This window comes from Paenibacillus sp. FSL K6-1096 (assembly GCF_037977055.1).
Classification (GTDB): Bacteria; Bacillota; Bacilli; order Paenibacillales; family Paenibacillaceae; genus Paenibacillus_AQ.
In genome coordinates this window covers 1,149,152-1,171,188 of the sequence record NZ_CP150274.1, presented here as the reverse complement: position 1 = coordinate 1,171,188, position 22,037 = coordinate 1,149,152, and the positions used below count along the sequence as shown (strand labels likewise).

The 22,037-nt window shown below is 55.3% G+C and carries 22 protein-coding genes; 19 read left to right on the top strand and 3 right to left on the bottom strand.

The features are described from left to right. The first annotated feature begins 8 nt into the window (after positions 1-8). The 15 genes from spoIIAA to MHI24_RS05250 all read left to right on the top strand — a co-directional run bounded on the left by spoIIAA (position 9) and on the right by MHI24_RS05250 (position 15,467). Positions 9-362, top strand: a complete 354-nt coding sequence (spoIIAA, locus tag MHI24_RS05320; protein WP_340024528.1) for an anti-sigma F factor antagonist — start codon at positions 9-11, stop codon at positions 360-362. Next, complete coding sequence (gene spoIIAB, locus MHI24_RS05315; RefSeq protein WP_340024527.1) at positions 359-817, top strand: anti-sigma F factor; 459 nt, start codon at positions 359-361, stop codon at positions 815-817. Before spoIIAA ends, spoIIAB begins: the two co-directional genes overlap by 4 nt. Before the next feature lie 11 nt (positions 818-828). Beyond that, positions 829-1,584, top strand: a complete 756-nt coding sequence (sigF, locus tag MHI24_RS05310) for an RNA polymerase sporulation sigma factor SigF (protein ID WP_238650125.1) — start codon at positions 829-831, stop codon at positions 1,582-1,584. Positions 1,585-2,089: 505 nt separating this feature from the next. Further along, positions 2,090-2,641: an RNA 2'-phosphotransferase gene (locus MHI24_RS05305; protein WP_340024526.1), complete on the top strand. Its 552-nt coding sequence runs from the start codon at positions 2,090-2,092 to the stop codon at positions 2,639-2,641. Positions 2,642-2,721: 80 nt separating this feature from the next. Continuing rightward, the gene (locus MHI24_RS05300; protein ID WP_340024525.1) at positions 2,722-4,305 is read left to right on the top strand and encodes a sigma-70 family RNA polymerase sigma factor; all 1,584 of its coding nucleotides are present in this window, start codon (positions 2,722-2,724) and stop codon (positions 4,303-4,305) included. 195 nt (positions 4,306-4,500) lie between these two features. Continuing rightward, complete coding sequence (locus MHI24_RS05295; protein ID WP_340024524.1) at positions 4,501-5,241, top strand: metallophosphoesterase family protein; 741 nt, start codon at positions 4,501-4,503, stop codon at positions 5,239-5,241. An 83-nt stretch (positions 5,242-5,324) separates the two neighbouring features. Continuing rightward, positions 5,325-5,933 carry a TetR/AcrR family transcriptional regulator C-terminal domain-containing protein gene (locus tag MHI24_RS05290; RefSeq protein ID WP_340024523.1) on the top strand — a complete coding sequence of 203 codons (609 nt, stop codon included), beginning with the start codon at positions 5,325-5,327 and terminating at the stop codon, positions 5,931-5,933. Positions 5,934-6,063: 130 nt separating this feature from the next. Next, a complete protein-coding gene (locus MHI24_RS05285; protein ID WP_340024522.1) occupies positions 6,064-7,758 on the top strand; it encodes an oleate hydratase in 1,695 nt (564 codons plus the stop codon). A 74-nt stretch (positions 7,759-7,832) separates the two neighbouring features. Beyond that, entirely contained in the window at positions 7,833-8,054 is a 222-nt protein-coding gene (locus tag MHI24_RS05280) for a hypothetical protein (protein ID WP_340024521.1), read from the top strand. A gap of 204 nt (positions 8,055-8,258) precedes the next feature. Continuing rightward, a complete protein-coding gene (locus tag MHI24_RS05275) occupies positions 8,259-9,317 on the top strand; it encodes an iron ABC transporter permease (protein WP_340024520.1) in 1,059 nt (352 codons plus the stop codon). 2 nt (positions 9,318-9,319) lie between these two features. After that, the gene (locus tag MHI24_RS05270) at positions 9,320-10,354 is read left to right on the top strand and encodes an iron ABC transporter permease (RefSeq protein ID WP_340024519.1); all 1,035 of its coding nucleotides are present in this window, start codon (positions 9,320-9,322) and stop codon (positions 10,352-10,354) included. 28 nt (positions 10,355-10,382) lie between these two features. After that, positions 10,383-11,423, top strand: a complete 1,041-nt coding sequence (locus MHI24_RS05265) for an NAD(P)/FAD-dependent oxidoreductase (RefSeq protein ID WP_340024518.1) — start codon at positions 10,383-10,385, stop codon at positions 11,421-11,423. Positions 11,424-11,573: 150 nt separating this feature from the next. Then, complete coding sequence (locus tag MHI24_RS05260; protein WP_340024517.1) at positions 11,574-13,130, top strand: spore germination protein; 1,557 nt, start codon at positions 11,574-11,576, stop codon at positions 13,128-13,130. Further along, positions 13,120-14,328 (top strand): Ger(x)C family spore germination protein, encoded by a 1,209-nt coding sequence (locus tag MHI24_RS05255; protein WP_340024516.1) that lies wholly within the window; start codon positions 13,120-13,122, stop codon positions 14,326-14,328. The genes MHI24_RS05260 and MHI24_RS05255 overlap by 11 nt, the downstream gene beginning before the upstream one ends. 32 nt (positions 14,329-14,360) lie before the next feature. After that, positions 14,361-15,467, top strand: a complete 1,107-nt coding sequence (locus tag MHI24_RS05250; protein WP_340024515.1) for a GerAB/ArcD/ProY family transporter — start codon at positions 14,361-14,363, stop codon at positions 15,465-15,467. On the opposite strand, the gene MHI24_RS05245 is transcribed toward MHI24_RS05250, so the two are convergent. The 3 genes from MHI24_RS05245 to MHI24_RS05235 form a co-directional block, all read right to left on the bottom strand. After that, a complete protein-coding gene (locus MHI24_RS05245; RefSeq protein ID WP_340024514.1) occupies positions 15,464-15,694 on the bottom strand; it encodes a hypothetical protein in 231 nt (76 codons plus the stop codon). The two genes, MHI24_RS05250 and MHI24_RS05245, sit on opposite strands and share 4 nt — an antisense overlap. A gap of 144 nt (positions 15,695-15,838) precedes the next feature. Further along, positions 15,839-16,624 (bottom strand): ABC transporter substrate-binding protein, encoded by a 786-nt coding sequence (locus tag MHI24_RS05240; RefSeq protein ID WP_340024513.1) that lies wholly within the window; start codon positions 16,622-16,624, stop codon positions 15,839-15,841. A gap of 342 nt (positions 16,625-16,966) precedes the next feature. Continuing rightward, entirely contained in the window at positions 16,967-18,556 is a 1,590-nt protein-coding gene (locus MHI24_RS05235; protein WP_340024512.1) for an AraC family transcriptional regulator, read from the bottom strand. A 147-nt stretch (positions 18,557-18,703) separates the two neighbouring features. On the opposite strand from MHI24_RS05235, the gene MHI24_RS05230 reads away from it, so the two are divergent. The 4 genes from MHI24_RS05230 to MHI24_RS05215 all read left to right on the top strand — a co-directional run bounded on the left by MHI24_RS05230 (position 18,704) and on the right by MHI24_RS05215 (position 22,022). Continuing rightward, positions 18,704-19,063: a (2Fe-2S) ferredoxin domain-containing protein gene (locus MHI24_RS05230; protein WP_340024511.1), complete on the top strand. Its 360-nt coding sequence runs from the start codon at positions 18,704-18,706 to the stop codon at positions 19,061-19,063. Positions 19,064-19,172: 109 nt separating this feature from the next. Continuing rightward, on the top strand, positions 19,173-19,982 hold the full coding sequence (locus MHI24_RS05225) for a GNAT family N-acetyltransferase (protein WP_340024510.1): 810 nt from the start codon (positions 19,173-19,175) through the stop codon (positions 19,980-19,982). A gap of 35 nt (positions 19,983-20,017) precedes the next feature. Further along, on the top strand, positions 20,018-20,749 hold the full coding sequence (locus MHI24_RS05220; protein WP_340026605.1) for an SDR family oxidoreductase: 732 nt from the start codon (positions 20,018-20,020) through the stop codon (positions 20,747-20,749). A 115-nt stretch (positions 20,750-20,864) separates the two neighbouring features. Then, the gene (locus tag MHI24_RS05215) at positions 20,865-22,022 is read left to right on the top strand and encodes an AI-2E family transporter (RefSeq protein ID WP_340024509.1); all 1,158 of its coding nucleotides are present in this window, start codon (positions 20,865-20,867) and stop codon (positions 22,020-22,022) included. Positions 22,023-22,037: the final 15 nt, after the last annotated feature.

Sequence of the window (22,037 nt, the reverse complement as noted above, 5' to 3'; positions counted from 1 at the left end):
TGGCAAGAATGAATTCTCATGTGGAGATGGAGCATCACCGGGGTGTGCTGATTGTCCGGTTGTCCGGAGAGCTGGACCATCATGCAGCCGATTACGTACGAATGGATATGGATGAAGCAATTATGCGGGGCCAGGTGGAGCATCTGATCCTTAGCCTGAAGGACCTGCAGTTCATGGACAGCTCAGGGCTTGGAGTCATTCTCGGCAGGTATAAGCTGATCCGCGCCAAGGGCGGGAAGATGGCCGTCTGCGATGCCAATGCGCCGGTGAAGCGCCTGCTGGAAATGTCGGGTTTGTTCAAAATCATGCCCCTATATGACAACGAGAGCGCCGCACTCTCGGATTTGGAGGTTGCGTTATGACGAACAGCAGCAAAGCCCGTAATTTCATGAGTGTCCAGTTTGCCGCATTGTCGGAGAATGAATCGTTCGCGCGCGTTGTCGTAGCAGCGTTCGTCTCCCGGCTTGATCCAACGATGGAGGAGCTGAACGATCTGAAGACAGTGGTGTCTGAAGCGGTCACCAACTGCATCATTCACGGATACGACAGCGATCCGGAAGGAATTGTCAGCATCTCGGCCTCCATCGAGAAGGAGACGGTTCATCTGGTCATCGAGGATCAGGGCCGGGGCATTGAGGATCTGGAGCTGGCCCAGCAGCCGCTCTATACGTCCAAGCCGGAGCTGGAGCGCTCGGGTATGGGCTTCACCATTATGGAGAATTTCATGGATGAATTCGAGGTTACCAGTGAACCGGGACGGGGAACCTCCATCTCCATGAAGAAAACCATCGTCTCGAAAAAAGCTTTATACAATTAGGGGTTGGAGCCATGGATGCCGAAGCAAAAAAAGCTCCGCCGACCTATTTGGACGATGCGGAGGTCAAACGTCTCATCGCGCTCAGTCAGGCCGGAGACCATACGGCCCGCGACACGCTGGTCAACTGCAATATCCGCCTCGTCTGGTCGGTGGTCCAGCGGTTTATGAACCGCGGATATGAACCGGATGATCTGTTCCAGATCGGCTGTATCGGACTGCTGAAGTCCGTTGATAAGTTCGACCTCAGCTATGAGGTCAAGTTCTCCACCTATGCGGTGCCGATGATTATCGGCGAGATCCAGCGGTTCCTCCGCGATGACGGCACGCTCAAGGTCAGCCGCTCGCTGAAGGAGATGGCCAACAAGGTGCGCAAGATGAAGGACGAGATGTCGAAGACGCTTGACCGCCTGCCGACCATCGGTGAGGTGGCGGAGGCGCTGGGCGTCACGCCTGAAGAAATCGTCTTCGCCCAGGAGGCCAACAAGCCGCCGACCTCGATTCACGAGACCGTCTTCGAGAACGACGGCGACCCGATCACCCTGATCGACCAGATCGCTGACGACTCGCAGGAGCGCTGGTTCGACAAGCTGGCGCTGAACGAGGCCATTGGCGCATTGACCGAACGCGAGCGGCTGATTGTGTACCTGCGGTACTACCGCGATCAGACCCAGTCGGAGGTCGCCAGCCGCCTCGGCATCTCGCAGGTGCAGGTGTCGAGGCTGGAGAAGAAGATTCTCGCGAATATCCGCGAGCAGATTGCGCAGTAGGTTCCGGTACAGCAAGCAGCAGTGCAGCAGGCAGGAAGCCTGGCCGCCAGCGGCCGGGTCCGTATTGTAGCATGTTAGGGCAAATGATGTACAGTGACGGGTGCAAGGAGGGGCCGCCTCGGGAGGGGCGGCTTTTTGCGTGCACTTATAGTGAGGCCGGGGAGCACAACCCACAACGCCCCTTGTACTAACCAGACTCAGACGGACTCCGATTCCCTAATTTCGCCGAAAAGGCTCTTTTTGGAGCTGAGACGGACTGAGATTCCGCTATCGTGACTATTCGGCTCCCAATCATGCGGAAATTAGCCGGATAACGAATTGCACTGAGTCCGCACACTCCGCATAACCGCCTGATTAGCAGAAATAGCGGAATGTCTGTCCGTTCATCTGGCTGATGGAGCGCATCAATGGCCTTGTCACGGTTATTCCGGAAGCTTCACCTATGCTAAACTCGTAATAATCGATGACGATTAGCAACAATGGATTAATGAAGGAGCTGAATCCAATGGACTATATGAAGCTTAGTAAAGAGGTGTCATACATTCTGCGTCATGCGCCGTGGGAGTATGAGCTGGAATTGGATGAACAGGGATGGGTGGATATTGGGCAGCTGCTCCATGCCTTGCAGCAGAACAAGAAGTGGCAGCCGGTCCAAGCGGAGGATCTGGATAAGATGATCGCAGCATCGGACAAGCAGCGGCATGAGATTGTGGACGGGCGGATTAGGGCGCTGTACGGGCACTCTGTTCCGCAAAAAATCATCAAACAGGACGCAGCCCCGCCCTCCGTTCTGTACCACGGAACCGCCCGGCAATGGGTGGACACGATTCTGCATGAGGGTCTGAAGCCGATGAAGAGACAGTATGTCCATTTCTCGGTGGATACGGATACCGCCAAGCTGGTGGGAGGACGCAAGGACCCGAGTCCTGTGATCTTAACCATCGATGCCGGACGGGCCGCCGCTGACGGGATCAAATTCTACCATGGCAATCATAACATATGGTTGGCAGACGAGCTTCCGCCGGAGTTCATCTCCGTCCTTGGAGCCGCGGAATAGAAATGTAACCATTCTCTCCCGGAACGGCACTTATGATTAGAACAGAAGAACAACTTACAGAAATGAGGTCCGGGAGACATATGCAACAGTGGATCGAACAGGCGCAGAAGGGTGATGCGGAAGCCTTCCGGCAGCTGACGGAGCATGTGCGGGGGATGGCTTATGTCGTGGCTTATGACCGGCTGGGCGATGTTCAGCTGGCAGAGGATGCCGTGCAGGAAGCATTCATTGAAGCTTATATGCACCTCGGCAGCCTCCAGGAGCCGGCGGCGTTCCCGGGATGGTTCAAGACGATTGTCGTCAGGCAATGCCACCGGCTGCTGCGGCGGAAGGCTCAGGTGCTGCTGCCTCTGGAGGCGGCGGAGCATGTCGCCGGGGCTGCACCAGGCGCTCAGGAAGTGGCGGAACGCCGGGAATGGACGGGAGTGCTGCACCGCTGTGTGGCCGAATTGCCGCCCAAGCTGCGAATTCCGCTTCAGCTGTTCTACTTCTATGGGTACTCGGTGCAGGAGATTGCGGGTTATCTGGGCATTTCAGCCGCTGCACTCAAAAAAAGGCTGTACGACGGCAGACGCAAGCTGAAGGGCGCTTTACCTGTTGCTGATCTGGCCGCCGCATTTCATCTGTTACATGAAGGGGGAGCGCGTATGCTGCATATTGTGAATGGTGATTCCGTAGGCGACAAGCTGAAGCAGGGTATTGTTCAGGGAGAGGTGCTGGTATGGAGAGAGATTTATCCGGCTGGCCCGATATTCATAGATCCGGCGGAAGAGCAGGCACGGAAGCTGCGGGCGGAGGTTCTGCAATCAACAATGGGCATTCCTTCGGCTGAATATATGGCGGGATGCGAGGAGCAGGAGCGCAGGATCAGCGGCTTCCGCCAGTATGATGAGGTGGTGCTGTGGTTCGAGCATGATCTGTTCGACCAGAGTATGCTGGCATATCTGCTAGACTGGTTCAATGGGCAAAAGCTTGGCAAAACGAAGCTGAGCCTGCTCTGCATCGGCGAATTCCCCGGGATTGAACCGTTCCATGGCCTGGGGCAGCTGACGGCAGACCAGCTTGGCGCCCTGCGCGGAACCTGGCAGAATATCGGGCGCAGGGAGCTTACGCTCGGCAGCGGACTGTGGCAGGCTTATGCAGCCTCAAATCCGGGCACGCTCGCCGATTATCTGGAGCAGCACAGGGAGGAGCTGGCAGGCACTGCGCTCGCTTTTGCCTATGACGCCTTCCAGACCCATCTCTCCCGGCTGCCTTCTGTTGAGAACGGCCTCGGGATCGCTGAACAGACCACCCTTCAAGCTGTGGCTAGCGGAACTGATACGCCGCTGAAGCTATTCCGGCAGGTGACGGATGAGCTGCACCGGCTGGGTATGGGCGACACGGAATACTGGAAAATCCTGCGTTCCCTGACGGCTGGCGGGAATCCGCTGCTGCGAATTGACGGAGTGGCAGAGGTTACAGATTACCGGCAAGTCCCGGACTTCCTGAACCGCAGCGTGAGACTGACAGCGCTGGGTGAGCAGGTGCTGGCTGGGGACGCGGACCGGGTGCTAAGACAAGGCATTGATGAATGGTACGGCGGCCTGCACCTGCAGGGGCATAACGCCTCCTGGCGCTGGGACAGCGCTGCGGGAAGGCCCGTACCGGCCCAAGCAGAATAGAATGTAAAACGGAGGTTCAAACGTTAAGCTAACGCTCAGCGGGTGAACCTCTTTTTTTGTTAGATAAGAATTGATATGTTTTGGGGTCCCCGCAAAGTACCTGAGTCATCATCTACGCTAAAGCCCCACTTTGTGAGGGAATTTTGCGTTCATCTTGTGATAGTATAGTTTCATGTGAAGAAGGAGGAGAGCGGCATGAGAACGTTAGTGATTAGTGACATCCACGGCTGTATAGAAGAATTCAACCTGCTGCTCCGCCGCGCGGACTATAACCCCTCCAGGGATCAATTGATTCTGTTGGGCGATTATGTGGACAGAGGGCCGGACAGCAGAGCGGTCGTAGAGGAGGTGAAGCGGCTTGCCGAAGATGAGGGGGTTATTGTGCTGCGGGGCAATCATGACCAGATGGCGTTAGATGCGCTGGCGGGTGAAGATGACAAGCGGGATACCCACTGGATTACGAATGGGGGATTCCAGACCCTGCTGAGCTATTGCGGAGGCCGGGATTCCGTCCTGCTGCACCCGGATTCAGGCTGGAAGGACTATACGGAGATGAAGCAATTCATGCGTACTGAGTATAAGGAGCATCTGGATTTCCTGGGCTCGCTGCCCTTCTACTATGAGACGGATACCCATCTGTTCGTCCATGCAGGAATAGATCCTTCTCTAGCCGATTGGCGGAGCCAGCGGGAGTATGATTTTATCTGGATCCGGGAGCCGTTCTATAATCATCCTGTAACTTCTACGGAGAAGACGGTTGTGTTCGGCCATACCTCTACGGTGGATCTGCAGGACGGGGCAGGTGTCTGGTTCAGTCCGCTGGGCGACAAAATCGGCATCGACGGCGGCTGTGTATACGGTGAGCAGCTGAACTGCCTGGAAATTAGCGATGCAGGATATAAGACCTATTCAGTCCGGCTCGGCGAGCGGGAGTAACGGCTGTGGAGCAGCCGGGATGAAATGGAACCGGGAAATGGTTATAATTGGAATATCAAATTCGAAGAGTTCAGGAGGAAGAGATGTCGAGTTCACTCTTAACCAAGAACGCTTTAGCCCGGTCTCTCAAAAAGCTGATGCTCACCACCCCCCTCAACAAAATAACCATCCAGCAGCTGACCGCAGATTGCGGGGTGACGCGGCATACCTTCTATAATCATTTTCAGGATATCTATGAGCTGCTTGGCTGGATCTACAAATTAGAGGTCATCGAAGGGCTGGACCAATACTGCTGCATTGCCGGCTGGAAGCAGGGGTTCTTAAGTGTGCTGCGCTATACGGTAGACAACAAAACCATGTGTCTGAACACCTTCCATTCCCTGGGGCGCGAGCATCTGGAGCAGTTCCTGTACGGCGTTATCTATCGCGTGATGATCCGGGTGGTGGAGGAGCTGGACGAGCGGGAGGAGACCAGCCGGGCGCTCATTACGGAGCAGGTGAGGATGCAGGCCAGGCTGGATTTTGCCGATTTCTATACGCTGGCGATTCTTGAACAGGTGATTCACTGGCTCCGGGCAGGGGCCAACTCCGATCCGGCGGGACTAGTGGACAAAGTGGGGCGGATTATGGACGGCAGCATCGCCCGGGGGCTTGCGCATTACTGGTCGGCTGCCATTCCGGCTGAGAAATGACACAATCCATAAGGGATGTGTAATCCCTGTACAGAAGCATCAAGGTGTCCATCGTATTCCGGGTTCACGGCGGATATAGTGAAGGCAGTTAGCAGGCACTTATCCCCTGATTAAGGAAGGAAGAGGACACATGGGTACATATCAGAGAATTCATCCCCGGGTGAAGGAAGGCATCGCTTCGCGCAAGGCATATCTGGTTGGAGGCGGAATCGGCTCCCTGTCGGCGGCGGCGTTCCTGATCCGTGACGGGCATATGCCCGGCCGGAATATTCATATTCTGGAGCAGTCGGCGGTATACGGCGGTTCGATGGACGGGGCGGGCAATGCCAAGGACGGCTACAGCGCCCGGGGCGGACGCGAGATTGAGGAGCATTTCGAGTGCTTCATGGAGCTGTTCGGCTTCATTCCATCACTGACTAACCCGGACCGGACGGTGCTGGATGAATTCCGCGAGCTGAATCTGGCCGAACCGATTGAATCGCATTGCCGCCTGGTCGAGAAGCAGGGCACCCCCGCCGATTTCTCCACGCTTGGCCTCTCCACCGCACATTCCCTGCAACTGGGTAAGCTGGCGCTGGCTACCGAGGAGCGGCTGGGGGCGGTGACAATTGAGCAGTTTTTTGACCCGAGCTTCCTGGAGACGAACTTCTGGTACTTCTGGCGGTCGATGTTCGCGTTCGAGAACTGGCACAGTGTGGTTGAGGTCAAGCGTTACATGGAGCGGTTCATGCACCTGATCTCGGGAATGAACCGGCTGAAGGGCATTCTGCATACCGAATACAACCAGTTCGATTCGCTGATTCTGCCTCTCATGAAGTGGCTGGAGCGGGAGGGCGTTCATTTTGACAAAAATCATCAGGTCACCGATCTCACGCTGGACCTGACCGGCGGGGAGAAGGTGGTTACCGCTATAGAGCTGCTGGTGAACGGATTGCAGAGACGCATCGCTGTTGCCCGCGGGGATCTGGTCATGGTTACGAACGGCTCGATGACAGAGAATTCGACGCTGGGTGATCTGCATCATCCGGCTGTGCTGAACCGCTCTGTGACGGAGCGCGGCTGCTGGAGCCTATGGGAAAAGCTTGCCGCGAAATCCCCGGATTTCGGCCGTCCTGAGGTGTTCTGCGGCGATATCGACAAGTCGAAGTGGCTGTCATTCACGATTACTCTGACCGATGATGAGATTGTCTTCCCGCATCTGCTGGAGCTGACTGGAGATGCGCCAGGGATGGGCGGCGTAGTTACGATCAAGGATTCGGGCTGGATGATGTCCTGGACCGCACCGAAGCAGCCGCATTTCATTAATCAGCCGGACAATGTGAAGGTCCTCTGGGCGTACGGCCTGTTCCCGGATGCTGAAGGCGACTATGTTCATAAGAAAATGAGCGACTGCACCGGAGCCGAGCTGCTGGAGGAATTGTGCTACCATATGGGCCTCGCGGACCGCATTCCCGAGATTCTGGAGCATACCGTTAACGTTATTCCGTGCATGATGCCCTACATTACATCCCAGTTCATGCCGCGTGTTGCCGGGGACCGTCCGCAGGTGGTGCCGCAGGGCAGCGTGAATCTGGCCTTCCTCGGCCAGTTCGCCGAAGTCCCGGACGATTGCGTCTTCACGGTGGAATATTCGGTCCGCTCGGCCATGATGGCGGTGTATGAGCTTTTGAAGCTGGAAAAAGAAGTGATCCCCGTCCACCCGAGCAAATACGATATCCGGGTCCTGCTGACCGCTGTGCGTACCTGTCTCGGCAACAAGCCGCTGCCGCTGGACAAGACGCTCGGCGAGCTGCTGGCCGGAACGTTGATCTCTAAGCTGATCTAATTGCCAGGTTTCGACAAGATTCGCCCGCAGAATATGCTACATTAAGACCAAGATGATTCTGTGGAGGAACGTTAATGAAGAAAATGCTAAGCCGGATCGCCCTCGGGCTGCTGCTGCTGACCTTTGCGGCGATTGTAATCTGCTTCTATATCGACCAGTTCACCTATGCGTATGCACTGATTGTCCTGCTGCTGATTATCTTCGGCGCGATGGGCCAGTTATACAGGCTGAAGAATGATGAGTATATGTACGCTAAGCTGAACCGGAGAGAGGAATACGAGGACTATACGAGGTAATGGCAGTGGTGCTGGAGTATCGCGGAAATACCGGTATACAACCAGCAGTCCCACACAGGCAGCTCACGCTTCAGGTTCATCCTTTTGGGGATGGGCCTGAGGAATGGGCTGTCTTTATTTTTTATCCATTGCCAAACATGGATGTCTCTATTACAATATTATAATGATAATGAGAATCAATTTCATAAGAAACAGGTGACATTCATGAATCAACAGGCAGTGTCCGGGAGCGGGCTTGACCGGAAGCCGGAGCCGCTGAAGCTGCGGTCCCGCCCCTTGGCGGCAACCTTGATCCTGATCGGCGGACTGATCGTGCTGGCGCTGGGGATTGCAGTGTCCGTCTCGTTCGGGGCAGCGGATATCAAGCTTTCGGTCGTATGGACCGCAATTTTTCATTTCAATCCGGATATTACAGAGCATCAGATTATCCGGGAGCTAAGGCTGCCCCGGGTGCTGGGCGGGGTGATGGTGGGTGCGAGCTTCGCCGTGGCGGGAGCCATCATGCAGGGAATGACCCGCAATCCGCTGGCGGATTCGGGACTGATGGGCATTAACGCAGGCGCCGGTTTTGCGCTGGCAGTCTGCTTTGCATTTTTTCCGGCTGTGCCGTTTATGTATCTGATTCTGTATTCCTTCCTCGGGGCGGGTGCCGGAGCAGGAATCGTCTACGGAATAGGCTCATTGGCCAAAGGCGGGCTGACCCCGGCGCGCCTGGTATTGGCCGGTGCCGCCCTCAGTGCACTGCTCACGGCGCTGAGTGAGGGCATCGCGCTGTATTTCCGGATCGGACAAGACCTTGCCTTCTGGTATGCCGGCGGCCTTGCCGGAACGAAATGGATCCAGCTCCAGGTAATGTCGCCCTGGGTCATTGCCACCATCCTTGGCGCGGTGGCTCTCTCCCGTTCGATTACGATGCTCAGTCTGGGGGAGGATGTTGCCAGAGGGCTGGGGCAGCGGACCGGGCTGGTCAAGCTGGCCGGGACGCTGATCGTCCTGATTCTGGCCGGAGCCTCGGTTGCCATTGTTGGCGCAGTAGGGTTTGTCGGCCTGATTATTCCCCATCTGACACGCTACCTCGTAGGGGTGGATTACCGGTGGATTATTCCCTGCTCGGCAGTGCTGGGTGCGCTGCTGGTGGTTGCGGCCGATCTGAGCGCCCGGATGATTAATCCGCCGCATGAGACGCCGGTGGGTGCTATCATTGCGCTGATCGGAGTACCGTTCTTCCTGTATCTGGCCCGCAAAGAAAGAAGGGAGCTGTGAAGATGCAGAGTGTAAAGAACCCGTTCTCTGAAGAGGCCAGACTCAGGAAGGGTCTGACCGTGATAAGTGTATTGGCCGTTCTGATTGTTGTTATGTTCATTATAAGTGTGAATACAGGATACATAAGGCTGACCCCGCAGGAACTGCTTCATACCATGCTTGGCCGGGGGACGGAGAAGCAGGAGCTGATTCTGTTCCAGTTCCGGCTCCCGCGGATCGTGATCTCGCTGCTGATTGGTGCCGCTCTGGCAGTGTCCGGCGCAGTGATGCAGGGAGTGTTCCGCAACGATCTGGCTGATCCGGGCATTCTTGGCATTAATTCCGGAGCCGGGCTGATGGTTATGCTGTTGGTCTCGTTCTATCCGACGACCTCAGCCGCCCCCGTCTATCTGCTGCCGGTTATTGCTTTTGCCGGGGCGGCCGGGACGGCTGCGCTGATCTACAGCCTTGCCTATAAGCGGCATGAGGGGATTGCCCCGGTTCGTCTGCTGCTGACCGGTGTTGCCGTCGCAGCGGGAATGAGCGCGGCGATGATCGTGCTGACGCTGCGCCTGGACCCGGAGAAATACCAGTTCGTCGCCACCTGGCTAGCGGGCAGCATTTGGGGCACAAGCTGGAAGTTCGTCCTGACCCTGCTCCCCTGGGTGGTCATTCTTCTGCCTTATGTCTTCTATAAGGCAAGGGTGATGAATGTGCTGCATCTGGGTGAGCAGACGGCCACCGGGCTCGGCGCAGATGTGAAGCGCGAGCAGTTCCGGCTGCTGGCGGCAGCGGTCGGGCTGGCCGCCTCCAGCGTAGCGGTCAGCGGCGGCATCGGCTTCGTCGGGCTGGTCGGCCCGCATCTGGCCAGACGCCTGGTCGGGCCGAAGCATCAGTTGATGCTGCCTGTCTCGGCGCTGCTCGGAGCGCTGCTTGTCATGGCGGCCGATACGATCGGACGCTGGATTCTCCAGCCGTCGGAGGTTCCGACCGGTATTGTAGTGGCGGTAATCGGCGCTCCTTATTTCCTGTATCTTCTGGCCCGTGCCAAATCCTAAATACAACCAGACCTTGGAGGGATAATACATGAACGACGCATTGGAATTATACGACGTAACGATTATTGGCGGGGGTCCCGCAGGTATGTATACGGCTTTTTACAGCGGAATGCGGGATCTGAAGACGAAGCTGATCGAAGCGAAGGAAGAGCTGGGCGGAAGAATGCTGATCTACCCGGAGAAAATGATCTGGGATGTCGGCGGCGTCACCCCCACCCTCTGCCGCCAGTTAATTGACCAGCTGGCCGAGCAGGCGCGGACCTTCGATCCCACGATCGTGCTCGGCCAGCAGATTATTCATCAGGCCCGGCAGGAGGACGGAACTTATATTCTGACCTCGTCCACGGGCGAGCAGCACTGGACCCGGACGATTATTCTGACGATCGGCTACGGCATTCTGCAGATGGCCAAGCTGGAAATTGAGGGTGCAGACCGCTATGAGGTGACGAACCTGCACTACACCGTGCAGGAGCTGGAGCCCTTCCGGGGCAAGCGCGTGCTGATCTCGGGCGGCGGCAACTCAGCTGTGGACTGGGCAAATGAGCTGGAGGGCATTGCCGCAAGCGTTACGGTAGTGCACCGCCGGGATCAGTTCGGCGGGCATGAGAAGAATATTGCCCGCATGAAGGAATCCTCGGTCGAGGTGCGCACGCCGTACGCGGTCAGCCAGCTGCACAGCAGCAATGGCGCCGAGATTGACCAGGTGACGATCAGCCACGTGGAGACCGGCGAGCAGGAGCAGTTTGAGGTGGATGCCGTCATCGTGAACCACGGGCTCAAAAGCGACTTCGGTCCGCTCAGAGAATGGGGCCTGGATATGGGCGAATGGTGCGCGAACGTCAGCGGCAAGCTGGAGACGAATCTGCCGGGCGTGTTCGCCGCCGGTGATTTCGTGAATTATGAGAGCAAGGTAAGACTGATTGCCGGAACCTTCACCGATGCGGTGCTGGCGCTTAACAGTGCGAAGCTGTATATCGACCCGCAGGCGGAGAAGGTAGCCTACGTCTCCTCGCATAATGAACGCTTTAAGGAGAAGAATAAGGCGCTTGGCGTCACCGATGACCACTAGTTTAATTGACTTGTATCACCTATCTAAGCTGTTTCTCCACGGTCGTTCCGTGCGGGGGACAGCTTTTATTGTTGCCGCGAATGGCGGGGCTGCCATATGCTGCATAAAAACAGGGGGGCGGGCAAATAGTAAAAGGCAGGAGGTGCTGATATGGATAAGTCTAAACCGTCTAAGTCGCCTGCCGCGTCTGCTAAGCCAATCTCCCCTAAGCTCCAAGATAATATCAGCGAGATTCAATCCAGACTGGGGAACAGTCCCGATCTTGTCATTCGCACCTATGATTTGATTAATAGAAGCGGACGTGTCGCAGCGATATATATGTCCGGAATTACTGACAAGGATATGGTTGAGCACTTCATTAGTCATGTAATGTCCTTTCAGACCAGGCATGACGGCGAGCTGCTTGCTGTCACCCCGCAGGAGGTCTATGCCTACATCAAAGAGAACGCCCTGAGCATCGGCAAAGAGAAGCTGGTCAGCGACATCAACGGGCTGCTGGAAGCGCTGCTGTCGGGCGATACGATTATGCTGGTGGACGGGCAGGAGGGAGGCGTCAGCGGCAGCACCAGCGGCGGAGAGGTCAGAGCGGTTACGGAGGCGGGAACCCAGGTCGCGATCCGCGGCTCGAAGGAGAGCTTCACAGAGACCCTGAGCACGAATATCGCTTTGGTCCGCAAAATCATCAAGAATCCCGATCTGTGGACCGAAACGATGAAGCTGGGCGATATCACCCACACCGACATCACACTGATGTATATCCGCGGTGTTGCCGATGATGAGATGATCCAGGTGTTCAAAGACAAGCTTAAGAGCATCGAGGTCGATTCAATCCTGGAGTCGGGCTATATTGAGCAGATCGTGGAGGACAACAAGTACTCCCCGTTCCCTACACTGTTCAATACGGAACGCCCCGACAGCGTGGCAGCCAACCTGCTGGACGGCCGGATTGCCATCTTCGTGGACGGAACTCCGTTTGTGCTGATTGCCCCGACCACGTTCTTCATGTTCTTTCATACGGTGGAGGATTACTATCAGCGCTATGATATCTCCTCACTAATCCGGATGCTGCGGTTTGTGTGCCTAATTATTTCTTTGTACGGCCCGGCAATTTTCGTCGCAGCCCTCAACTTCCATCAGGAGATGATCCCGACCCCGCTGCTGATCAACCTGGCGTCCCAGCGCGAAGGTGTGCCGTTCCCCGCCTTCGTCGAAGCAATTCTGATGGAGGTTACGTTCGAGATAATCCGTGAAGCGGGGGTCCGGATGCCTTCGCCGATCGGCCAGACCGTGTCGATTATCGGAGGTCTGGTGCTCGGGACCGCAGCAGTGCAGGCGGGAATTGTCTCTCCAGCCATGGTCATTGTGGTCTCGCTGACCGGGATCTCCAGCTTCGCCACGCCTGCCTTCAATATGGCGTTATCCATCCGGATGCTGCGCTTCGTCATTATGGCGGTTGCCGCGTTCATGGGGCTATACGGCATCGCAATCAGCACCATTATTCTGATCGCCCACCTGTGCAGTCTGCGTTCCCTTGGTGTACCCTATATGACGCCGATGGGGCCGTTTGTCCCCGAGAACCTGCGGGATACCTTCATCCGCTCGCCACAGAGCTTCATGAAGCTCAGACCGCGTCTGCGGAAGAACAGCCGCAACACCCCGGCTTCTCCGGCTACAGGGGCCTCCAAGAGGAAATCCGATGAATCTTAAGCGGCTGTTGCTGTTGTTAACCGTCATCCCGCTCCTGGTGCTGCCGCTGGGCGGCTGCTGGAACAGCCGGGAGCTTAATGAGCTGGCCATAGTGAACGGTATAGGGATGGATCTGTTGCCCGAGACGGATGAATACAAGGTAACGTTCCAACTGGTTAATCCCTCTTCGACCTCGACCAGTGCGTCGCCCGGAAGCGGAAAGCCTGCCGTTGTCGTGGTGTCCGCCACAGACAAAACGATGTTCGGAGCGTTGCGGCGGGCTTCCAAGAATGTGACCCGCCAGCTTTTTTTTGCCCATACCCAGCTTATTGTTCTGGGAGAGAGCCTGGCCCGGAGCGGGATTAACGATGTGTTCGATATCTTCGAGCGGTCCCATGAGCTGCGGCTGAACTCGGCCATACTGGTCGCCCGCGATAGTGACGCCGCATCCGTCATGAGGCTGCTCACCGCAGTGGAGAGCATTCCATCCACGGGTTTGGTCAAGAAGACGCAGAATACCTCAAGGGTGTGGGGGGAGAACCGGACGATCAGCGTCTTCGATGTCATTAACGGCATTACGGGGGAAGGGGATGTGACGATCAATGCGGTGAAGATCAAAGGCAGTGTGGAGGAGGGCATGAAGAGCAGTAATCTGGAGCAGTCGGAGACCCCCACCAAGATGATCATGAACGGGCTTGGAGTTTTCCGGCAAGGCAAGCTGCTCTATTGGATGAAGGATTCAGAAGCGCGGGGAACGCAGTGGCTGCTGGATAAAATGGAAGAGACCGTTATTAACATCGATGCCCCGAAGCGAAAAGATTCAATCGCCGTTAACATCCTCTATTCGAGAACCACGGTAAAGACCACGGTGGAGAACGGGCTTCCTGTCTTTCATGTGACAATCGCTGAAGAGGGGAGCGTCAATGAAACGGACAGCTACGTGGATCTGAGCCGGCGGGAAGAGATCGTCAAGCTGGAGAAAGAGCTGGCGATGCGGACGGAGGAGGAAGTGAAGCAGGCTTTCCGGAGGGGGCAGGAGCTGGAGAGCGATATTTTCAATTTCGGTAATGAACTGAAGCGGAAGAATCCGCAGGCGTGGGCGCAGCTTGACGGCAATTGGGGACGGATCTTCGCTCAAGGGAGACTGGATCTGCATGTGGAAGCCTACATCCGCAGCACAGGCATGAGCCTGAAACCGTATATCCCCGAAGGCAAATAATCGGCTTAGATGCAGAAATCAGGTGATAGTATATGAGAAAAGAAGCGGTGAGCGCGAGCCAATTGCTCTCCATGATCGTCTTGTTTGAGCTGGGAACGGCGGTGCTGGTCCCGATCGGTCTGGAGAGCGGACATGCGGTCTGGCTCGCTGTTCTGTTTGCACTTCCCGGAGGACTTCTTCTTTATCTGGTGTTCGCCAATCTCAACCTTCAATTTCCGGACCAGATCATCAGCGGCTACGCGCGGAAAATTCTAGGCCCGTGGCTGGGCTGGCCGCTGGGTCTGCTGTTTCTCCCGGTGCTGCTGTATAACGGCTCCAGAAATCTGCGGGAAGCAGGCGATCTGCTGATCACAGCATCCTATGACAAGACCCCGATCCTGATTATTAATTCAATCATGATTGTGGCCGTGATGTACATCCTGAACAAGGGGATTGAGGTGTTTGCGAGAACGGCGGAGATTTTCTTCTGGATAACAATATTAATGGGCTGCATTTGCATTATAGCCGTTATTGCTGCCGGACTGGTGGACTACAGAAATCTGTTTCCGCTTCATATGAGCGATTACAGGGAAGCTCTCAAATCTGCCTACCCTAACATTTTGATCTTTCCATACGGAGAGCTGATGTGCTTCACGACTATCCTGCCCCATTTCAACCAATCCCGTAAGGTTAAAAAAGCCGGAATTACGGCCATCATCCTCAGCGCAGTTCTGCTCAGCTTCACCCATGCTATTGAGATGGCTGTCCTGGGAGAGAACCTGTACAGCCGGACGACCTTCCCTATGTTCACAACAATTACACTGGTGAATATTGCCAACTTCATTCAACGGCTGGATGCGCTGGTCATGCTGACCCTGATCATCGGGGTGTTCTTCAAGCTGACGGTCTATTGCTACGCTGCAGTAGCTATAGCCGCTGATCTTTTTAATATCCGTGATACGCGCAAGCTGGTGAATCCGGCGGGGGTAATCATGCTGTTCAGCTCCTTTGTCAGCGCTCAGAATTACTCGGAGCATTTGAAGGACGGGAAGGGTTTTCTGGAGACGATTCTGCCGGTATTCTGCGCGGTGATTCCGATTCTGCTGCTGGTGATCCATATCATCCGGAGCAAATTCGGCCTGTACCGCCGGCAGAACTAAGACGGTTTCCGGCGGGAGTGACGCTTAGAAGCATGATAGGCTACCTGGATGAACGGAAGAAGCAGGAAGATCGTGATACAAATCGATTCCTGCAAGGTTGTAGTGGCAAAGATCGTGGATAGGGAATGAAGGGAGGCAAGCAGGCCGATCCCGGATATTACATCAATGATGACTATTAACGCAAGCGTAAGAAGAGCGAACAGGGCATAGATACCGAGAATCTTCATGGATTGTACTCCTTCTCGCACCGCTCATGTATTGACCGGGTCCGGCCGGCGGGCTACAGATAGTATCCCCGGGTCATGAGGAGGGTAAACGCCAAAAGCTGCCGGAAGCCATTCCAGGCTCCGGGCAGCTTGCTCCTTACTCCATTATTGTTGTATCGAGGTCAGCCAATCGGCCAACTCCTCCGTCTGGGCCAGAACGGCAATCGGATCATAATACCAGGAGCGCTCTTCTTTCCATACATAGATATTCCCGTTCTTGACGGCCGGCAGGCTGCCCCAGATCGGATCTGCCTGGAAGTCTTCAGCAGTCAGGGTATTGTCAGTGATGACCAGATAATCACCGGCATAATTGCCCAGGGTCTCAGCGGATAATTCTGCCCATTGCTTCTCCATGATATCAGCAGCAACTTCAGCCGGCGGCTTGCGCCCCAGTGCCTGATAGACGGGCTGTCCTCCGCGTCCAAAGTTGTCCCCGTAGACCCAGGTGGACTTGTCTGCATGCTCGAAAATGCTGAATGTGGCCCCGGCAGGGATGGCTGCATCTACACGGGACTTGGCGTCAGCGATACGCTTATCGTAATCAGCCAGCCATGCTGCTGCTTCCTGCTCCTTGCCCAGCAGCTTGCCGAAATAGGTCAGCTCTTCATGCGCATTCTTCAAGTCGCCATATGGCACAATAACCGTTGGGGCAATCTTACTGAGCGTTGCATAGTTGTCTGCATTGCCGGAGATAATTAAGTCGGGATTCAGCGCGATGATCTTCTCCGGTGACATTTTACCATAAGTGCCGGTATCGGCGACTCCTGTTAAGAATTCTTTGAAATACATATTCTCCAGTGCAAGCCCGGGCGCACCGACCGGAATCGTACCCAGTGCCATCAGGCTGCCCAGATATTCCTCGGCAACAATCCGCTGCGGTGCTGTCCGCACCTCAATATCTCCATTCACAGTCGTTACAGTATGGAAGGCCGGAGCCGCGGTTGCAGCAGCCTTCTCCGGCTGAGGGGAGGGAGCGGGTGTTCCGTTAGCATTAGCTGAAGCAGCATCACTGCTGGTAGTAGAAATGTTGTTTCCGCAACCCGAGGCCATAAGAGTCAATGCCAGAAGCAGAGAAAGAAACATCCATGCTTTCCGGTGAATGTGGTGTGAATATAAATACGGGATTTTCAAAATGCAGCCTCCTTAATATAGAACGATTATCATTCTCAATAACACTTTACAGAGTTTGCTCTGATTAGACTATGGCTGAATGTGATCTCCGGCTATGTAAATTTATGATGTCAGCGCCTGCATCAGGACCTTCAATTGAGCCTCGGAGGAGAGCGGATCGAAGCCGTAGAACATACCAGGCTGATTCAGGAAATAGATTCTTCCGCCTGAAGAGTCATTGGCAGGAGGTTGCTCTACAGGGTGAAGAAAGCTCTGCAGCGGCTTTAGCGCTTCAGCAGACTCTCTGCTTGAGGTAATGAAAATATGGTCAGCGGGGTAGCGGGCAATGTCATGGAAGGCAAGCTCTAAATAGCCCTTATCCAGCAGACCCTCGGCAACGAGGCCAAGCGGCGGGCGGAAGCCAAGATCATGATACAGAATCTGCGTCCCGCGGCCGTAGCTGCTGCTGAAGCAATAAGCCGTCTCTGCACCAAGCTCCAGGACCATGGCGGTTCCGCGGTCACCGATCCGCCGGTCAAGCAGCTGATTAGCCTGGTGACAATGCCAGTCATAGAGGCTTAGCCAGGCCTCTGCCTGCGGCTGACGTCCGGTCACCTCGGCAATCAGCCGGAATTGCTCCCGCCAGTCCATTTGCATGAAGGGAATCTCAATCACCGGAGCGACGGACAGGAGCTGCTTGCTATTGTCAGGCAAGGAGTAGCTGATAATGACATCCGGCCGGGCGGACGATAGACGTTCATATAGACCTGCGGAGCGGGTTCCTTCATCCGGAAGCTTCTTCCTGGAGGGAACGGGCTGCAGACTCTCCATCCAGGCCGAATAGACCCCCAGCCGGGGAATGACTTCGAGCGCATGGAGGCTGGCCGTGTGATTGAAATTCAGTGAGACTACCGATTTGCTCTTGCGGTGATAGGCTGAAGGCGAAACTCCTACGACCTGTTTGAATTTGCGGCTTAAATAGGTTCCTTCGCTGTAACCGACCTCAAGTGCCAGTGTACTCAGATTCGGCGCTCCGGTAAGGATGCGCTGCTGGGCCTTACGGATGCGCAGCAGCGTGATATATTCATTGAAGGTCTGTCCGGTGAGCTTGCGGAAGGCACGGGAGAAATGCTCCGGGGTGACTCCGGCAAGTCCGGCGGCCTGTTCTCTCGTCAAATCTTCATTATAGTGCGACTCAATATAATGCAATACACGGTCAATCCACTGAGCCTGCGGTTCTATGTATTCCGCAGCACTGTTATACAGCTCAGTCAGCAGCTCCGTGAACAGGAATTGCAGGGCAAACGGCTTGCGCTGTTCCGGCTGGCTCCAGCAGTTAAGAAGCTGCACAGCAAGCGTGCTTATATGGAGGGGACAGCTTCGGACCGGCAGGGCATCGTTCAGCGGGCTGAAGGGCCGGCTGTTGCCGGAGATCACCGTATATTCGATCCACACGCCCTGCAGCTTAGGACTGCGCGGCAGGCAAATATCCGCCGAGCTGTCACTGCACACAATATGACCGGCGGACAGGCGGATACGTTCGCCATTCAGCTCAATGTCTGCGCTTCCTCCGGTGACCACCGCCAGGAATGAGGTGAAGGGGGGAATGGCTTTTTGGCGGTCAAAGGCAGCCTTGTCCAGAGCCGTTACATGAACCGGAATATAAAAGCTGTGAGGATTAGGCAATGAACTGCTGGCATTTCGCGTCTGCATGTTTCGGGTCACTCTTTTCATAGATGATAATCATTCTCAATTATAGTATAACAGTCTTTCCTTCTATTGACGATCCCCGGGATGGAAGGTAAAGTTTAGGGTTAAAGACAAGCAGCGTATTGTTGTATTGAAGGGGGCGGAACGGCCATGACAACCTGGAATCTGCAAGGAACGGTCAGCCATTTGCTGATCTGTAACGGAAGTGACTGCAAGAAGCACAAGGGGGAAGAGGTAGCGGAAGCGATTGAGGATGAGATAACGAAGCAAGGGGCAGACGCGCTGATCCATACAACGGTAACCCGCTGCAACGGAAGATGCTCGGATGCCTGTGTTGTGATCTCCTACCCGGAAGGCGTATGGTACAGGAATGTCACCCCTAAGTCGGCCAAAAGCCTGGTGCGCAAGGTGCTGAAGGGAGAACAGCTCGAAGAGAATCTGCTCTATACGTATGAAGAAGGCTTCAAGGCCGCTACCCCCAAGGGTGCCAAAGGAAAGAAGAAGAAATAATATAATAGACTTAGCACAGCCCGCTGACGGAGTACTTCCGGCTCCGGGCTGTTTATTTTTGCCAAAGGGAGCTTTACAATAGATAGAAAACCTGAGAGGGGGAATATGGATGTTCGTAAGCTTTGGGCCGGGGGATGAGGTGCTGAACAGCAGACTGTTCATGCAGGAAGAGGTGGAATATAATCTGATTCACATGATCGCGGGGAATCAGGAAGACATGCGGCTGAAGACGGAGGAGAATGACCTGATCTTCGCTCATAGCCCCGGGCGTAACTCGTGGTTATGGTTATCACCGGAGCTGGCTGAAGGGAGGCGCCGTTCCCTTGTCCAGGAGCTGGCGGAAATGCTGGCATACCGCGAATTGCCGGGGGTTATCGGCACGCAAGAAACGGGAAGGCTGTTCGCCGATGCGTATGGTAAGCTTACCGGAAGGGCTTACCATGTCCGGATGAGGATGGAGGCCTATCACTGCCCGCAGGTGCAGATGCCGCAGGGGGTCAGCGGGAAGCTGGTGCAGGCGGAAGCGGGCGATATCCCGCTGGTTGCCGGGTATTTAGCCGGATTCATGCAGGATTGTTTCGGCACAGAGAGTGCACCGGAGGATCATTTGGATTATGCCGCAGCGGTTACAGAGTCAGGCAAGCTTCGTCTGTGGATCGACCGGGACCAGCCGGTGTCGATGGTGAATCTGGCCCATCAGTCTGCCAGATATGCACGGATTAATGAGGTGTACACTCCGCATGAGTTCCGCAAGCACGGGTATGCCAGTGCGGCTGTAGCAGCGCTTTGTACTGAGCTGCTCAGCAAGGGCCTAACGCCCATGCTCTATGCCGATGCGGCGAACCCCGATTCCAACAAGGTCTATCAGTCGGTGGGCTTCAGGCGGACGGGAAGTATCACGGATTTGCGCTTTCAGTAAGCTATTAAGCCAAGTACAGGGAGGAGTGTCTAATGATGCTGCAAGGCATGAAAATAATAGTGACCGGAGCCGCTTCAGGCATCGGCAAGGAGATCGTAAGGCTGGGCCTGAAGGAAGGGGCAAAGGTGATAGGCTGTGACCTGGATGCGGAGCGCCTGGAGGAGTTGAAGACTGAGGCGGATTCAGCCAGACTCGTCACCTGCAAGCTGGATGTAAGCCAATACAGCGAGGTAGAAGCCTTTTACGAATACATAGGACAAGAGCATGCGGATGTAAGCGGCCTGGTCAACAATGCGGGGATCTATCTGGGCCGCAGTCTGCTGGATTATACACCGGAGGAGATCGGCAGGGTGCTAGATATTAACGTTAAGGGCTATGTCTACCTCTCGCAGGGCTTCGGACGGCTGCTGCTTGCGCAGAAGCGCCAGGGTGTCGTCGTCAATATGTCCTCCGTCTCCGGTCAGGAAGGCAGCTCGGATGCGGTGTACGGGTTAAGCAAGGCAGCGGTGCTAGGACTGACTAAGAGCTGCGCCATGAACTTTGCCCCGTACATCCGGGTGAATGCAGTGGCTCCGACCATGACGGCCACCCCGATGATGGCCCATATTCCGGCCTGGAGGCAGCAGGAGTATCTGGAGCATCAGCTAACCCCGGAACCGCTGCTGGCGGAGGATATTGCCGGGACAGTTGTTTTTCTGCTGAGCAGCAGGGCAAAGGGCTACACCGGAGCAACCTTCGATATCAACAACGGCTGTTATTTGCGCTAAGCCGGAGCACACAGTATGTGATTTGACTTGCAGCCACCGGGTTACTATGCTTAATAGATAGTGCAAATAATCACACTTCTGATCGAACAAGTTGCAGCAGGGGGGACGGCAGTCTATGGATAGACGTCAGGTATGGCCGGATAAATTCAAGAAGTTTTTTCTGAATAACAAGTTTGTGGTGTGGCTGCTAATCGTCCTGCTGATTGGACTTACAATTCTGGTATTCTCCAAGATTCCGTTTATATTCAAGCCGTTGTCTGTGCTGCTGCATACCGTGGCCGCGCCGCTGCTGCTCTCGGGAATCGCCTACTATCTGCTGAATCCGCTGGTGGACAGGCTGGAGAAGCGCAGCCGCGTGAAGCGGGCTTACGGAATTGTCATTCTGTATCTGGTCATTATCGGCATCATTACGCTGATTCTGCTGACCGTGATCCCGCTCATCCGCACCCAGCTGATGGGGCTGATCGATAATTTTCCCAAATACAGCGCCCAGATTCAGGAGGAATTCCTCCAGCTTACCGGCAGTGAGCTGTTCAGCAAGCTTCAGGCCAATATCGGCACCGATCTGAGCGATATCACCAGCAAAGTGACCGCCTGGGCAACCAGCTTCCTGAATAATGCGGCTACCGGGGTGGGCAACTTCGTGGGAACCCTGACCGAGATTGTGCTGGCCGTGGTGACTACGCCATTCATCCTCTTCTATCTGCTGCGTGACGGCAAGCGGCTGCCTGATTACCTCATGAGATTCATCCCGACGGCGCTGCGGCCGCAGACCCGCATGGTGATGCAGGAAATGAACAGCCAGGTGGCGTCGTACATCCGCGGACAGATTATCGTCAGCTGCTGCATCGGTGCGCTACTCTATATCGGCTACCTGATTATCGGGCTGGAGTATTCGCTGGTACTGGCGATTGTTGCTGCATGTACGGCGGTCGTCCCTTATCTGGGCCCTGCTATTGCGATAACCCCTGCGCTGATCGTGGCAATGGTTACCTCACCATTCATGCTGCTGAAGATGATTATTGTCTGGACGGCGGTCCAACTGATCGAAGGGAAGTTTATTTCGCCGCAGATCATGGGCAAGTCGCTGAAGATTCACCCGATTACGATTATTTTTGTGATTATATTTGCCGGTAAAATGTTCGGAGTGCTTGGCATCATCCTTGCTGTTCCGGGATATGCCGTGCTCAAGGTGGTCGTGACCCACATCTTCCAGTGGTTCCGCTTCCGCTCCGGGCTCTATAAGGTGATTGAAGAGAAGACCGAGGAATAAAGCGAAAAGGATGAG